Source organism: Streptomyces sp. NPDC002324, from assembly GCF_053593335.1.
The window spans coordinates 33,565-48,294 of sequence record NZ_JBSFCF010000055.1; the positions used below are offsets into that span (position 1 = coordinate 33,565).

Annotated in this window: 12 protein-coding genes; 7 read left to right on the top strand and 5 right to left on the bottom strand. The window is 70.5% G+C overall.

The window, feature by feature from the left end; all coding sequences use genetic code 11:
• Positions 1-45: 45 nt before the first annotated feature.
• Positions 46-1,614: a glycosyl hydrolase 53 family protein gene (locus tag ACWCRJ_RS41025; protein WP_450944072.1), complete on the bottom strand. Its 1,569-nt coding sequence runs from the start codon at positions 1,612-1,614 to the stop codon at positions 46-48.
• A 131-nt stretch (positions 1,615-1,745) separates the two neighbouring features.
• Positions 1,746-3,767 (bottom strand): beta-galactosidase, encoded by a 2,022-nt coding sequence (locus ACWCRJ_RS41030; RefSeq protein WP_450944073.1) that lies wholly within the window; start codon positions 3,765-3,767, stop codon positions 1,746-1,748.
• A 185-nt stretch (positions 3,768-3,952) separates the two neighbouring features.
• Between ACWCRJ_RS41030 and ACWCRJ_RS41035 the strand changes: the two genes are divergently transcribed.
• Genes ACWCRJ_RS41035 through ACWCRJ_RS41050 form a run of 4 tightly spaced genes read left to right on the top strand, consistent with a single transcriptional unit; the run spans position 3,953 to position 8,176 of the window.
• Positions 3,953-5,275, top strand: coding sequence for an extracellular solute-binding protein (locus ACWCRJ_RS41035; RefSeq protein WP_450944074.1), 1,323 nt, complete (start codon positions 3,953-3,955; stop codon positions 5,273-5,275).
• Entirely contained in the window at positions 5,272-6,246 is a 975-nt protein-coding gene (locus ACWCRJ_RS41040) for a carbohydrate ABC transporter permease (RefSeq protein ID WP_450944075.1), read from the top strand. The genes ACWCRJ_RS41035 and ACWCRJ_RS41040 overlap by 4 nt, the downstream gene beginning before the upstream one ends.
• Positions 6,243-7,148 (top strand): carbohydrate ABC transporter permease, encoded by a 906-nt coding sequence (locus ACWCRJ_RS41045; protein WP_450944076.1) that lies wholly within the window; start codon positions 6,243-6,245, stop codon positions 7,146-7,148. Before ACWCRJ_RS41040 ends, ACWCRJ_RS41045 begins: the two co-directional genes overlap by 4 nt.
• On the top strand, positions 7,145-8,176 hold the full coding sequence (locus ACWCRJ_RS41050; RefSeq protein ID WP_450944077.1) for a LacI family DNA-binding transcriptional regulator: 1,032 nt from the start codon (positions 7,145-7,147) through the stop codon (positions 8,174-8,176). The genes ACWCRJ_RS41045 and ACWCRJ_RS41050 overlap by 4 nt, the downstream gene beginning before the upstream one ends.
• Before the next feature lie 13 nt (positions 8,177-8,189).
• On the opposite strand, the gene ACWCRJ_RS41055 is transcribed toward ACWCRJ_RS41050, so the two are convergent.
• A complete protein-coding gene (locus tag ACWCRJ_RS41055) occupies positions 8,190-9,803 on the bottom strand; it encodes an MFS transporter (protein ID WP_450944078.1) in 1,614 nt (537 codons plus the stop codon).
• 221 nt (positions 9,804-10,024) lie between these two features.
• Here ACWCRJ_RS41055 and ACWCRJ_RS41060 point away from each other — a divergent pair, with 221 nt between their 5' ends.
• The gene (locus tag ACWCRJ_RS41060) at positions 10,025-10,825 is read left to right on the top strand and encodes a VOC family protein (RefSeq protein ID WP_450944079.1); all 801 of its coding nucleotides are present in this window, start codon (positions 10,025-10,027) and stop codon (positions 10,823-10,825) included.
• Between the two features lie 23 nt (positions 10,826-10,848).
• Here ACWCRJ_RS41060 and glgX read toward each other — a convergent pair whose 3' ends face one another.
• Positions 10,849-12,975, bottom strand: a complete 2,127-nt coding sequence (gene glgX / locus ACWCRJ_RS41065) for a glycogen debranching protein GlgX (RefSeq protein WP_450944080.1) — start codon at positions 12,973-12,975, stop codon at positions 10,849-10,851.
• Positions 12,972-13,487: a pep a2 gene (locus tag ACWCRJ_RS41070; protein ID WP_450944081.1), complete on the bottom strand. Its 516-nt coding sequence runs from the start codon at positions 13,485-13,487 to the stop codon at positions 12,972-12,974. The genes glgX and ACWCRJ_RS41070 overlap by 4 nt, the downstream gene beginning before the upstream one ends.
• A gap of 267 nt (positions 13,488-13,754) precedes the next feature.
• On the opposite strand from ACWCRJ_RS41070, the gene ACWCRJ_RS41075 reads away from it, so the two are divergent.
• Together ACWCRJ_RS41075 and ACWCRJ_RS41080 are read left to right on the top strand one after the other, a co-directional pair.
• Positions 13,755-14,090: a DUF5133 domain-containing protein gene (locus ACWCRJ_RS41075; protein ID WP_450944082.1), complete on the top strand. Its 336-nt coding sequence runs from the start codon at positions 13,755-13,757 to the stop codon at positions 14,088-14,090.
• A gap of 60 nt (positions 14,091-14,150) precedes the next feature.
• Positions 14,151-14,730, top strand: a 580-nt coding sequence (locus ACWCRJ_RS41080; RefSeq protein WP_450944083.1) for a maltotransferase domain-containing protein, incomplete at its 3' end; no start/stop codon positions are given.

The window sequence follows — 14,730 nt, forward strand, 5'->3', positions numbered from 1 at the left end:
AGGGCCGCACGCCGAGGCGTGCGGCCCTGACTCAGCGGCGGACCACTACCGGTGACCGAACCAGGCCATCGCCGGAAGCGCCCTGTCGTCATAGCCGAACAGCGCCTGGTTCTCCCATCCGTTCCCGGAGGCGGCGTCCGTCGGGTCCCAGCCGTTGCCCGCGACGGCGGTCCACGTCGACTCCCAGTAGAAGATGCCGAGGCCACGGCCGTTGGGGACGGCCTCGACGATGCTCGCGACGTCCTTCATCCACCGGGTCTGGCCGGCGGTCGTGGCCGGGTAGCCGGAGACCAGTTCGCCGGACAGGTCGATGATGTTCTCGTGGGCGTCCTCGCTGTCCAGCCGGAACGGGTAGGCCGTCTCGGCGAGGAACACCGGCTTGCCGTACCGGGAGGCCGCGTCGTCCAGCGTGGTCTGGAAGTCCGCCAGCGTGCCGTGCCAGTACCCGTAGTACGACAGGCCGATGACGTCGAACTTCACACCGCCCGAGACGGCGTTGTCGAACCACCAGCGGGTGCCCGACAGGTCGCCGCCCTTGGCGAGGTGCAGCGCCACCTGGGTGGTGGAGTTGACGGCCTTGACCGCGTCGTAGCCGGAGTTGAGCAGTCCGGCGAGCTGTGACCAGTTGGAGGTGGAGCCGGCGGACCAGAGCATGCCGCCGTTGATCTCGTTGCCGACCTGGACCATGTCGGCGGTGGTGCCCTGGGACTTGAGGGCGTTGAGCACGTCGTGGGTGTGGTTGTAGACGTCCGTCCGCAACTGGCTGTAGCTGTGCCCGGTCCACGCGGACGGCACGGTCTGGGCGCCGGGGTCGGCCCAGGTGTCCGAGTAGTGGAAGTCGACCAGCAGCTTCATGCCCTGCGCCTTGACGCGCTTGGCGGCGGCCAGCACGCGCGCCTTGTTGTTGTAGCCGTCGGCCGGGTTCACCCAGACCTTGACGCGGGCGTAGTTCTGCCCGGCGTTCTTCAGGATGGCGAGCGCGTCGCCGGTGGCCCCGGAGCCGTTCCTGTAGACGCCTCCCTTGGCCTCGCTCTTGACGAGGGAGGACACGTCCGATCCCTTGATGGCCAGGCCGGTCGATCCGGGCGCGAAGGTCAGGTCGTCGACGTTGAGCCAATTGCCGGCGTTGGCGTCGGAGTTGACGCTGATGGTGCACTGGTTGTTCGTCACCGCGACGGAGGTGACGATCCGGATCCAGCCGCCGGCGGAGACCGGGATGTCGGTGCGCTGCTCGGCGCTGCCGCAGTTCTTGAGCGCGAGGTACGCGGAGTTCTGGCCGCCGCCGGAACGCACCCACGCGGTGAGCTTGTAGGTGCCGTTGGTCAGGCCGGACAGGTACTGGTAGGTCTCCACCTTGTAGGCCGAGGCCGACCAGTGGCTGAGGCGGTAACTGCCGCCGTGGCCACCGGACTCGGTGAAGGAGGCGGAGTTCTGCCCGGCCGCCGAGTACGTCGACCAGCCGGCCGGCGTCGCGGTTCCGGTGCCGCCGGACTCGAAGCCCCCGTTGGTGAGGGTGGAGGCCGCGGCTGCCGGGCCGGCGGGCAGGGTGGTCAGCGCCAGACCTGCGAACAGCGGTATGAGCAGGGCCCTGAGGGCGCGTCTCGCGTGGAACATCGTCGTCCCTTCGACGAAGGTGGGGACCTGGTTGCGCGGTGCTGAGGCGGCGCCGCACCCGAAGGCCGTGGGCGCGGCGCCGCCGGTACCGGCCGGAAGTCCCCAGAGATCCGACCGGTGTTCGGGGGTGGTCAGGCGTCGAGGCGTACGACCCTGACGCCACCGGCGGGGACGGCGAGATGGCCCGCCGCGCGTTCGCCGGTGAGGAGTTCGGTGCCGTCGGTGTCGAGCGGCACCTTCGTGTCGGCCGTGGTGTGGTTGATCGCGAAGAGGAAGTCGCCGGACTCCCCCGCGCGACGCACCACTTCGACGTCGCGCGGCAGGTCGCCGCGGGGCGCGAGGCCGGCGTCGTCGGCGGCCCAGCCGAGCAGCGCGTCCAGGCCGTGCGCGTCGAGGCGGGTGGACACGTACCAGGCGGAGCCCTCGCCGAGCCGGTGCCTGGTGACGGCGGGCCGCCCGGCGGTGAGGCCGTCGGCGTACGTCCATACGGGTTCGGCGCCCTGCGGCACCACGAACTCCGTCCACACGTCGCCGGTGAGTTCGGAGCCGTCGGGGCCGGTGATGCGGACGCTCTCCCCGCCCAGCAGCGGCGAGAACTCCTCGACGGTCAGGCCGAGCACGTCCCGCAGGGCGCCGGGGTACGGGCCCTCGTGGACGGCGTCGTGCTCGTCGACGATGCCCGAGAAGTAGGAGACGACGAGGGTGCCGCCGTTCTCGACGTACGCCTTGAGGTTGTTCCCGGCCGCTTCGGTCATCAGGTACAGCGCGGGAACGACGACAAGACGATAGGCCGACAAGTCGGCTTCCGGGTGGGCGAAGTCCACCGTGAGGTGGCGGTCGTAGAGGGTCTCGTAGAACGCGTCGGCGCGTTCGCGGGCCTCGTGGTCCTCGCTGGGACGCCAGGCGAGGTTCTGCGCCCACCAGGAGTGCCAGTCCCACACGACGGCCACGTCGGCGACGGTCCTGCTGCCACGGACCTGGCTGAGGGAGTCCAGGGAGGCGCCCAGTTCGACGACCTCGCGCCAGACCCGCGACTCGGTGCCGGCCTGCGGCAGCATCGCCGAGTGGAACTTCTCGGCGCCGCGCCGGGACTGCCGCCACTGGAAGAACATCGCGCCGTCGGAGCCGCGCGCCACATGGGCGAGGGAGTTGCGGGCCATCTGGCCGGGGGCCTTGGCGGGGTTGCGGGCCTGCCAGTTGACACCCGAGGTGGAGTGCTCCAGGAGCAGCCAGGGGGCGCCGTCGCCGACCGAGCGGGTGAGGTCGGCGGCCATGGCCAGGTTGACATGGGTGCGGCGGCCGTCGGTGATCAGGTAGTGGTCGTTGGTGACGAGGTCGACCTCGCGGCCCCAGGCCCAGTAGTCGAGGGAGTCGCACTGGCTGAGCGCGGTCATGAAGTTGGTGGTGACCGGGATGCCCGGAGCCAGGCGGTGCAGGATGTCCCGCTCGGTCACGAAGTTCTCGCGGATGGTCTCGTCGGCGAACCGCTTGTAGTCGAGGGCCTGGCCCGGGTTGCCCACCGTGGGGGTCACGCGTGGCGGGTTGATCTGCGCGAAGTCGGTGTAGTGCTGGCCCCAGAAGGCCGTGCCCCAGGCCTCGTTGACGGCCTCGACGTCGCCGTACACGCGCTCCAGCCAGCGGCGGAAGTGCGCGGCGCAGGAGTCGCAGTAGCAGGCGGAGACGGGGACGCCGTACTCGTTGTGCACGTGCCACAGGGCGAGCCCCGGGTGGTCGGCGTAGCGCTCGGCGAGCTTCGTGGTGATGGTCGCGGCGGCGGCGCGGTAGTCGGCGTTGCTGTGGCAGATGGCGCCCCGGGAGCCGAACTCGTAACAGGTGCCGTCGGCGGCCACGGGCAGCGCCTCGGGGTGCTCGCGGTAGAACCAGACGGGCGGGACGACGGTGGGGGTGCCGAGGTCGACGCGGATGCCGTTGTCGTGGAGGAGGTCGAGCAGACGGTCGAGCCAGGCGAAGTCGTAAACCCCCGGTTCGGTCTCCAGCAGGGCCCAGGAGAAGATCCCGACACTCACCATCGTGACGCCGGCCTCGCGCATCAGCCGGACGTCCTCGTGCCAGACGTCTTCCGGCCACTGCTCGGGGTTGTAGTCCCCACCGAAGGCGAGCCTGGTGAGGCCAGTGGGGGTGGTCTCCGGCATGGATCTCTCCCGTTGGGTCGATCATCTGGGAACGTGCACACACAGCGGCGGCGGTGCGAGCCCAACATAACCGCACAGCAACAACCATTGACAAGTGTCCGAGATGTTTCTCTACTGTGAACGCTCACAGAAGCATGACACGGTCTTCGCAGTGGGCGAGGACCCAGGTCAGGGGAGAACGATCCATGCCCAACATCACGAAGCACCGGCGCTTTGTGGCCACTGCCGTCGCCGTCACGCTCGGCGCCACCGCACTTGCCGCCTGTGGCGGGTCCGACGACGACAGTGAGGCCCGGTCGGGGCCGGCGAAGCTGACGTACTGGACCTGGACGCCGGGCATGGACAAGGTCGTCGACCTGTGGAACAAGGGTCCCGGCAAGGAGCAGCAGATCACCGTCACGGCGAAGAAGCAGGCCTCCGGTGACACCCTGGTCACCAAGATCCTCACCGCGCACAAGGCGGGCAAGGGTCCCGACCTGGTGCAGGCCGAGTACCAGGCGCTGCCGACGCTGGTCAGCAATGACGCGGTGGCCGACATAGCGGACGAGGCGCAGGACGCCAAGGGCAAGTTCGCCGACGGTGTGTGGCAGCAGACGACGCTGGGCTCGGACGCCGTCTACGCGATCCCGCAGGACATCGGGCCGATGATGTTCTACTACCGCGAGGACCTGTTCAAGAAGTACCGGCTCGAAGTCCCCAAGACCTGGGACGAGTTCGCCGAGACCGCGCGGAAGCTGAAGAAGGCGGACCCGGACGTCGATCTGACCACCTTCTCCGCGAGCGACTCCGGCCTCTTCGCCGGTCTCGCCCAGCAGGCGGGCGCGCGGTGGTGGACCACCGAGGGCCAGAAGTGGAAGGTCGCCATCGACGACACGGCGACGCGGCGGGTCGCCGACTTCTGGGGCGGCCTCGTCGAGGAGGGCGCCGTCGACAACCAGCCGATGTACACCCCGGCCTGGAACAAGGCGCTCAACACCGGCAAGCAGATCGCCTGGGTCAGCGCCGTGTGGGCGCCGGGCACCCTGACCACCGCGGCGCCCGACACCAAGGGCAAGTGGAAGGTGGCGCCGCTGCCGCAGTGGTCCTCGTCCGAGAACGTGACCGGCAGCTGGGGCGGCTCCTCGACCGCCGTCACCACCGACTCCGACCACCAGGGCGCCGCCGCCAAGTTCGCCACCTGGCTGAACACCGACCCCGAGGCGCTGACCGCGCTGGCGAAGGAGGGCGGCATCTACCCGGCCGCCACCACCGCGCAGACCAGCGACGCGTTCGCCGAGCCGCCGGCCTTCTTCTCCCAGCAGGCCGACTTCTACACGACGGCCTCCGAGATCGCGAAGACCACCGCGCCCTCCGCGTGGGGGCCGAACGTGAACGTCGCCTACACCACGTTCAAGGACGCGTTCGGCGCCGCCGCCAAGAACAAGTCGGACTTCGGCACCGCCCTGAAGAAGATGCAGGACGACACGGTCGCCGACATGAAGAAGCAGGGCTTCGAGGTCGCTCGGTGACGACGGAACGCCGAAGGTCGTACGGGGTCGAGGGGGCCCCGTACGCCCACCCGTCTCCCCCCACCACCCGCAGACCGGCGCGCGGCGCCCCCTATGTCTTCCTCCTTCCCGCCACGCTCCTCTTCGCTCTCTTCTTCGCGCTCCCGATCGGCTACGCGGTCTGGCTCAGCCTGCACAAGGTGCAGGTCAAGGGCCTGGGCCTCGGCGCGGGAGCGCGCAGCGAGGTGTGGGCGGGCCTGGAGAACTACACCGACGCGCTGACCGACTCCGAGCTGCTCGACGGCACCCTGCGCGTCCTCGGCTACGGCGCGATCGTGGTCCCCGTCATGCTCGGCCTGGCGCTGGTCTTCGCCCTGATGCTCGACAGCGACAAGGTGCGCCTCGCCCCCTTCACCCGGCTGGCGATCTTCCTCCCCTACGCCGTCCCGGGCGTCGTGGCGGCCCTGCTCTGGGGCTTCCTCTACCTCCCGGACGTCAGCCCCTTCTACTTCGTGCTGGAGCGGCTGGGGCTCCCGCAGCCGGACCTCCTGGACGGCGGCGGCCTGTACGCGGCGCTGTCGAACATCGCGATCTGGGGCGGTACCGGCTTCAACATGATCGTCATCTACACCTCACTGCGGGCGATCCCCGCCGAGGTGTACGAGGCCGCGAAGCTCGACGGCGCGACACCGCTGCAGATCGCTCTGCGGATCAAGATCCCGATGGTGGCGCCCTCGCTGGTGCTGACCTTCTTCTTCTCCATCATCGCCACGCTCCAGGTGTTCAGCGAGCCGACCACCCTCAAGCCCCTCACCAACTCCGTCTCCACGACGTGGAGTCCGCTGATGAAGGTGTACCGGGACGCGTTCGGCGAGGGCGACCTCCACTCGGCCGCGGCCGGCGCGGTGATCATCGCGGTGGCCACCCTGGTCCTCTCCTTCGGGTTCCTGAGGGCCGCGAACTCCCGGAACAAGCAGGAGGCAGCACGATGAGTTCTCTTGCCGTCACCAAGACCGCCCCGGCGGCGGGTGCCGCGCCCGGCACCGCCCAGGGCCCGCCGCTGCGCCGCCGGATCGCCCTCGTCCCGACGCTCACCCTGCTGCTGGGCGCGATCTACTGCCTGCTGCCCGTGGCCTGGGTGCTGATCGCGGCCACCAAGTCGGGCAGCGAACTGTTCTCCACGTTCACGTTCCTGCCGGGCAGCGGCTTCGCCGACAACCTGTCCGACCTGAACGCCTACCGCGACGGCATCTACTGGCAGTGGATGGGCAACTCCGCCCTCTACGCCGGCCTCGGCGCCCTGCTGTCGACGGCCGTCTCCGCGATCACCGGGTACGCGCTGGCGATCTACCGCTTCAAGGGCCGCGAGACCGTCTTCAACGTGCTGATGGCGGGCGTGCTGATGCCGCCGGTGATCCTCGCGATCCCGCAGTACCTGCTGATGGCGAAGGCGGACCTCGCCGACAGCTACTGGTCGGTGCTGCTGCCGCTGGTCCTCTCCCCCTACGGCGTGTACCTGTCCCGGATCTACGCCGCCGCGGCCGTCCCCTCCGACGTGGTCGAGGCGGGCCGGATGGACGGGGCGGGCGAGTGGCGGATCTTCACCCGGATCGCGCTGCCGATGATGGTGCCGGGTCTGGTGACGGTCTTCCTGTTCCAGTTCGTGGCCGTGTGGAACAACTTCCTGCTGCCGTACATCATGCTCAGCGACGACGAGAAGTTCCCGATCACGCTCGGTCTGTTCACGCTCCTCGAACAGGGCGCGAACACTCCGGCGCTCTACACCCTGGTGATCACGGGTGCCCTGCTCGCGGTGATCCCGCTGATCGCGCTCTTCCTGGTCATCCAGCGCTTCTGGAGCCTCGATCTGCTCTCCGGAGCCGTAAAGTCATGACCATGAGCAACACCGGGGGCAGGCGCAGGGCGCCGACCATTCACGATGTGGCGCGCGAGGCGGGAGTCTCCCGGGGGACGGTCTCGCGTGTGCTCAACGGTGGTCACTACGTCAGCCCGGCGGCCGCCGAAGCGGTCGACGCCGCGATCCGGAAGACGGGTTACGTCGTCAACCGGCACGCCCGCTCGCTGATCACGGGCCGCTCCGACTCGATCGGCTTCCTGCTCACGGAACCGCAGGAGAAGCTGTTCGAGGACCCCAACTTCAATGTGCTGCTGCGCGGTTGCACCCAGGCGCTGGCCGCGCACGACATCCCCCTGCTGCTGATGGTCGCCGGCACGGAGGACGAGCGGCGCCGGATCACGCGGTACATCACGGCCGGCCACGTCGACGGGGTGCTGCTGGTGTCCAGCCACTCCGGGAACCCGGTCGCCCGGGAACTGCGCGAGGCGGGGATTCCCCTGGTCCAGTGCGGCAAGCCCATGGCGCCCGGCTCCAAGGTGAGTTACGTGGCCGCCGACGACCGGGACGGCGCCCGTGACATGGTGCGCCATCTGCTGTCGCTGGGCCGCCGCCGCGTCGGCGTCGTGACCGGGCCGCTGGACACCCCGGGCGGCGTCGACCGGCTCGCCGGGTACAAGGAGGTCCTCGGGGAGGCGGGTATCGAGATCGACGAGCGGCTCATCGTCTCCGGCGACTACAGCAGGTCCAGCGGCGAGGCGGGCACCGAACGGCTGCTGGCCCGGGCACCCGACATGGACGCCGTGTTCGTGGCCTCCGACCTGATGGCACAGGGCGCCCTGGCGGCGCTGCGCCGGGCGGGCCGCCGGGTCCCCGAGGACGTGGCCGTGGGCGGTTTCGACGACTCGGCGGCGGCGACGGAGGCCGTCCCCGCCCTCACCACCATCCGCCAGCCCTACGACCGCATCAGCAACGAGATGGTGCGGGTGCTGCTGGCCCAGATCGGCGGCGAGGATCCGGCGGCGGTGATCCTCCCGACGGAGCTGGTGCGGCGGGAGTCGACCTGAGGCACGGCGGACGTCAGTGCTTCGCGGGCGCTCGTCGGGGCTCGGACGCCTCTTCGGTGACCCGCGTCCCGGGGTGCCGCAGCGCGCACAGGAACCCGATGCCGAGCGCGATGGCCATCCCGTAGAACACCCACTGATTGGCCTCGGCGAAGTCGATGCGGATGGCGTCCATCGAGTCGCGCATCGCCCTGGCGACGACACCCTCGCCGCTCGGCGCCTGGCTGTCCGGGTTGCCGGTGACCGCCTCGGCGATGTCGCGGGCGGCGGCCCGCGCCGTGTCGTCCGGCACGCCTCTGGAGGTCAGCGTCCCGACGACGTTGTCGGTGGTGATGTGCGTCAGGATCGTGCCGAACACGGCGAGGCCCACGGCCGCCGCGTAGTTGCGCACGGTCTGGGTGATGCCGGTGACCTCGCCGTAGGAGGCGTTGAGGGAGCGGTTGACGGCGTCGGTCGAGGCGGGCGCGAGCAGGAGGCCGATCCCGGCGCCGGCGAGGGCGGCGTAGGGCCACTGGTTGTGCATCGACAGATCCGTCAGCTTGTTCGCCCACAGGGCGAAGCCGACCGCGCCGAGGGCCGTGCCCAGTTTCATCGCGGGCCGCGCGCCCCGCCGGTCGAGGATGTGACCGCCCCACTGGGAGGCGAGCCCGAAGCCGACGAAGAAGTACAGCAGGAACAGCGCGGCCTGGGTGGGCGAGGCGCTGAGCGAGACCTGGGCGTACACCGAGGCGAAGAAGAACACAGGGACGAAGGCGAGCATCGCGAAGAACAGGACGGCCGCGTCGACGCTGAACGCCTTGTCACGGAAGACGTGGAGCTTGATGAGCGGTTCGTCGACGCGGAGTTCGTAGGCGCAGAACAGCACGAGGACGGCGAGCCCGCCGACGATGCAGGCCCAGGTGGCGGCGCTGCTCCAGCCCCAGGACGAGGCCTGTTGCAGACCGAACACGCTCAGGCCCATGCCGACGGCGACCAGCACGGCGCCGGGCAGGTCGAGGCGTTCTCGGCGGGCCCGGTGGGGGATGTGGGCGAGCGCGGTCAGGACGAGGGCGACGAGCGCGACGGGCACGTTGACCCAGAAGATCGCCCGCCAGGTCCAGTCGGTGAGCCAGCCGCCGAGGAGCGGTCCGAGCGCGGTGAGGGCGCCGGACAGACCGAAGAACAGGGCCAGGGCCCTGCCGCGCTTGTCCACCGGGAATACGGCGACGACGACGGCGAGCGCGGCGGGGAACATCAGCGCGGCGCCCAGCCCCTGCGTGGCACGGAACGCGATCAGCCAGCCCAGCGCGAAGCTGTCGTCGGGGACACAGCCGCAGAGCACCGAGGAGATCACGAAGACGAGGGTGCCGATCACCATCATCCGGCGGTGTCCGACGATGTCGGCGAGCCGTCCGCCGAGCGCGAAGAACGCGGCCAGGGCGAGCAGATAGGCGTTGACCACCCACTGCATGCCCGACGAGGAGAGATCGAGTTCGTCCACGATGCTCGGGGCGGCGATCGCCACGATGGTCTGGTCGATGAAGGTCATCGAGACGGCGAACAGCATCGCCGCGAGAGCCATGCTCTGGTGGGGCGCTGAGGAGCCGGCGGCGACCGGCCCGGGCGCTGAATCTTCCCTTATGTCGGCCATAGGTGGAATCTTCCCCGCATCCGGCGCACGGCGCACGCGCGAGGGCCCGCGGTGACCACACGAAACCCCCGGTCACCACCCGAACGGTCGTCCGAAGATCGCGTCCCCACCGGGATCGGAACACCGACACGGGGGTACTCGACGCGCACCGGCCCCGGATCCGGTTGGACACTGGAGTGCGGCCGGGGTGTGCCGGCGGACGAGACCAGGACGCGACTGCCATGAACAACGACAGTGACTTCGGGGGCGCGGAGAACGTCGTCTCCAGCCATTCCGTCTTCGGGGCCCCCTGCTGGGTCACCCTCACCAGCCGGGACCTGCCGGCCACGGAGAACTTCTACGCGGCCGTGCTGGGCTGGCGATGGCGTACGGCCAAGCTCGGCGACCACTTCCGGATCGCGCTCGCGGACGGTGTGCCGGTCGCCGGGATCGCCGGGGTGGCGTCCCTGTGGCAGATGGCGGTGGCCTGGACCCCCTACTTCGCCGTGTCCGACGCGGACGCGGCGGCATCCCGGGCCCGGGAGCGCGGCGGCACGGTCGCGGTCGGCCCCCTGTCCTTCCCGCCCGGCCGGGCGGCCCTGCTGGCGGACCGGCACGGTGCGTCCTTCGGGATCTGGGAGGGCGCGCTGTTCACCGACTGGGAGACCTGGCGCAAGGCGGCCCCGGCCTTCATCCGGCTCCACACCCGCGACGCCTTCGACGCCGCGATCTTCTACGGCGAGGTCCTGGAGTGGGCCACCGAGAAGCCCGGCTGCTGCGAGGTCCACTACGAGGGGAACGAGGTCGTCCTGCGCAGCGAGGGCGAGGCCGTGGCCCGGATCACCTCCGGCGCGCTGGAGGCCGCTCCGGACCCCACGATCCGCCCGCACTGGCAGGTGCACTTCTCCGTCTCCGACGTGGCGGCCCGTGTCGAGGCCGCCCAGCACCACGGCGGCACGATCCTGACGCACGACGCGGACGAGGCGGTGCTCCGTGACCCGGACGGCGCCCAGTTCACGATCACGTCACGCATCAGGCGCTGACCGCCGCCGCGTCCCGGCACGGGTCAGCCGCCCCGCGGGGGCCTTGACAGCAGCACCAGGCTCCGGGCCTCGACGGTGATCTCCGCACCCGCCTTGTGCTCGGACTCGTCGGGGACGCCGTCCGGCTCCGCGGCCGTGTCCACGAGGCCCACCCACACCTCGCCGTACGCGGTGCCGGGCAGGCGGAAGTCCTGCGGCTCCCAGTGGCTGTTGAACAGCAGCAGGAAGGAGTCGTCGACGACCGGGCCGCCGTGGGGGTCGGGTTCGGCGATGGCATCGCCGTTGAGGAAGACGGCCACGGCGTGCGCGTCGGAGCGGTCCCAGTCGGCGTCGGTCATCTCGGTGGCGTCCGGCAGCAGCCACACCAGGTCGGGCAGCGGCCGGCCCGGGCGGGTCGGTGTGTCGCCGCGGAAGAAGCGGCGGCGGCGCAGCACGGGGTGGGCGGCCCGCAGGGCGATGAGGTCGCGGGTGAAGGCGAGCAGCGCGCGGCGTTCGGGGTCGGGCCGCCAGTCGACCCACGAGACCTCGTTGTCCTGGCAGTAGGCGTTGTTGTTGCCGCGCTGGGTGCGGCCCGACTCGTCCCCGTGACCGATCATCGGGATGCCCTGCGAGAGCAGCAGCGTGGCCAGGAGGTTGCGCTGCTGGCGGGCGCGGAGCGCACGGACGCGCGGATCCTTGGTGGGGCCCTCGGCACCGCAGTTCCAGGACCGGTTGACACTCTCGCCGTCCCGGCCGCCCTCTCCGTTGGCCTCGTTGTGCTTGTCGTTGTACGAGACCAGGTCGCGCAGGGTGAAACCGTCGTGCGCGGTGACGAAGTTGACGCTGGCGCGCGGACGGCGCCGGCTGCGCTCGTACAGGTCGGCGGAGCCGGTGAGGCGGGAGGCGAACTCGCCGAGCGTGTGCGGGCGTCCACGCCAGAAGTCCCGTACGGCGTCGCGGTACTTGCCGTTCCACTCCGACCACAGGGGCGGGAAGTTGCCGACCTGGTAGCCGCCCTCGCCCACGTCCCACGGCTCGGCGATGAGCTTGACGCGGCTGATCACGGGGTCCTGCTGGATCAGGTCGAAGAACGCGGAGAGGCGGTCGACCTCGTGGAACTGTCTGGCCAGCGTGGCCGCGAGGTCGAAGCGGAAACCGTCGACATGCATCTCGGTGACCCAGTACCGCAGCGAGTCCATGATCAGCTGGAGGACGTAGGGGTGCCGCATCAGCAGACTGTTGCCGGTGCCCGTGGTGTCGTAGTAGTGGCCCCAGTCGCCGTCCACCAGCCGGTAGTACGAGGAGTTGTCCAGGCCCCGGAAGGAGAGGGTGGGGCCCTTCTCGTTGCCCTCGGCGGTGTGGTTGTAGACGACGTCGAGGATGACTTCGAGGCCGGCCGCGTGCAGCGCCTTGACCATCGACTTGAACTCGGTGACCTGCTGGCCCCGGGTGCCGTGGGCGGCGTAGGCGTTGTGGGGCGCGAAGAAGCCGATGGTGTTGTAGCCCCAGTAGTTGCTGAGGCCCCGGTCCTGGAGGACGCCGTCCTGGGCGAACTGGTGCACCGGCATCAGCTCGATCGCGGTCACCCCCAGCGAGGTGAGGTGCTCGACGACGGCGGGGTGGGCCAACCCGGCGTAGGTGCCGCGCAGTTCGGCGGGGACGTCCGGGTGGGTGCGGGTGAGGCCGCGGACGTGGGCCTCGTAGATGACGGTGTCGGCGTAGGCCCGACGGGGCGGCCGGTCGTCCCCCCAGTCGAAGTACGGGTCGGTGACCACGCCGAGCATGGTGTGCCCGGCGCTGTCGGCACCGGGCTCGTACAGGGAGGGGTGGTTGTCCGTCTGCCCGTCCACGGCCCTGGTGTACGGGTCCAGCAGGAGCTTCGCCGGGTCGCAGCGGTGGCCGGCGGCGGGGTCCCAGGGGCCGTGCACCCGGTAGCCGTAGCGCTGCCCGGGTCCGACGCCGGGGAGGTGGCCGTGCCAGACGAATCCGTCGACCTCGGTGAGCGGCACTCGGCGGTGGGCGCCGCCGTCGTCCACGAGGACCAGGTCGACGCGTTCGGCGACCTCGCTGAAGAGCGCGAAGTTGGTGCCGGTGCCGTCGAAGGAGGCACCCAACGGGTAGGGGTGCCCGCTCCACACGGGCACCCCTTTCCGGTCCGGTCGGACGGTCACCGCGCGGCCTCGCACGCGTCCGGCGCCTCGCCGACGGGCACGCCGGCGAGCAGGGCCATGTGTGTCGCGCGGGGCACCTGGAGCACCTCGCGCAGGGCCGGCTCGGGCACGGTCGGCACCAGGGGCACGCTCTGGTCGACCGGCGCCCGCTGGGTGAACCAGATGACCGTGCTGCCGGTGGCCGTCGAGCAGCAGCCCCAGCCGTCGCTGAGCGCGGCGATACGGGTCAGGCAGGGGCGCAACTCCCGGTCCGGGCGCATCTCCCGGTCGTTCGCGCCCACCGCCGCGATCAGATGCTGGCCGTTCCACCACATCTCGACCGAGGTGTTCTTGTCCGCCGCGTGTTCCTCGATGGCGCGCAGCAGCAGTTCGGCATTGTGGCAGACGGTTTCTGCGAGGGGCTCCAGGTCCCAGAACCGGAGGTGGGCGGCCAGGATGCGTCTGACCTGGCCGACCCGTTCCGGACTGACCTCCACGTCGAGGTGGTAGTAGCGAGGCACTGCGGTCTTCATCGTCGTTGGCTCCTCACCGGCGAAGCTCCGGCCCCATGAGCACGAGGCGTGAGCACCGATCACTTCTGAGTCAGCTCCAGAGTGGGAGTGCTACGCCATTCGTGCAACACGAGCGACTCCTGGGGTAGTTGAAGAACCAACAAGACGGCCGGTCGTTACCTGTGCACCATGAGTGAAGGCATCGGCTCGGTCAGGCGCCGGTGCCCCTCCATGCACGACCTCCCCCGGGAAGCGTGCTCCGCCGAGAGTGCCGGGAGGGATCAGCACATGCTGCTGCCCGCCAAGAACGAGGTGGCCAGACATCTGCGGCGCTACCGCACCTGGGAACGCGCGATGCTCGCGTCCCCGACCGACCGCGCGGCCCGGGACAATTTCGAGGACTCGGGCTACACGCTGTGCGTGCTGATGGGCAAGCGCTGCGCCCGGGAGGCCGTGACGGCCGCCGAGCGCTACCTCCAGACGAGCCTGCCCGCCTATCTCCAGGAGCAGACCGGCCGTCCCCACCAGGACCAGCCCGGCAAGACCCGCAAGGACCAGCCCGGCAAGACCCGTTCCGCCCGACGCGGTCCGCCGTCCGGGCAGCGTTTCACGGCAGGGCGGTAGGACCCGTTCAGTACCCGTTCGGCCGAGCGCCGATTCCCGAGCACGGCGGAGGTGAGACCCATGAGTCCGATCCCGGCCCCGGCCGTCGGCCGCGTCCCCGTCAGGGACGTCCGCCCGCTCGTCGAGTGCGGCAGGCGTCCCGCGAAGGCAGTCGTCGGCGAGACCTTCGAGGTCACCGCGACGCTCTTCCGGGAGGGGCACGGCGTGGTCGCCGCCAACGTGGTGCTCAAGGATCCGGAGGGCCGCCCTGCCCCGTGGACCCCGATGCGTGAACTCACCCCCGGCACCGACCGCTGGGGCGCCTGCGTCACCCCGACCGCCGAAGGCCGGTGGACGTACCGCGTCGAGGCCTGGAGCGACCCGATCGCCACCTGGCGTCACACCGCCCGCATCAAGGTCCCGGCCGGCATCGACACCGGACTCGTCCTGGAGGAGGGCGCCGAGCTGTACGCGCGCGCCGCCGCCGGGGTGCCCGAGGCGGACCTGCACGCGACCCTGCTCAACGCCGTGCGGAAGCTCCGCGACGACACCCTCCCGGTCGCCGACCGGCTGGCGGCGGCGTTGGCGCCGGAGGTGAACGAGGTCCTGACCCGTCACCCCCTGCGGGAACTGGTCACCTCCTGCGAACCACTGCCGCTGC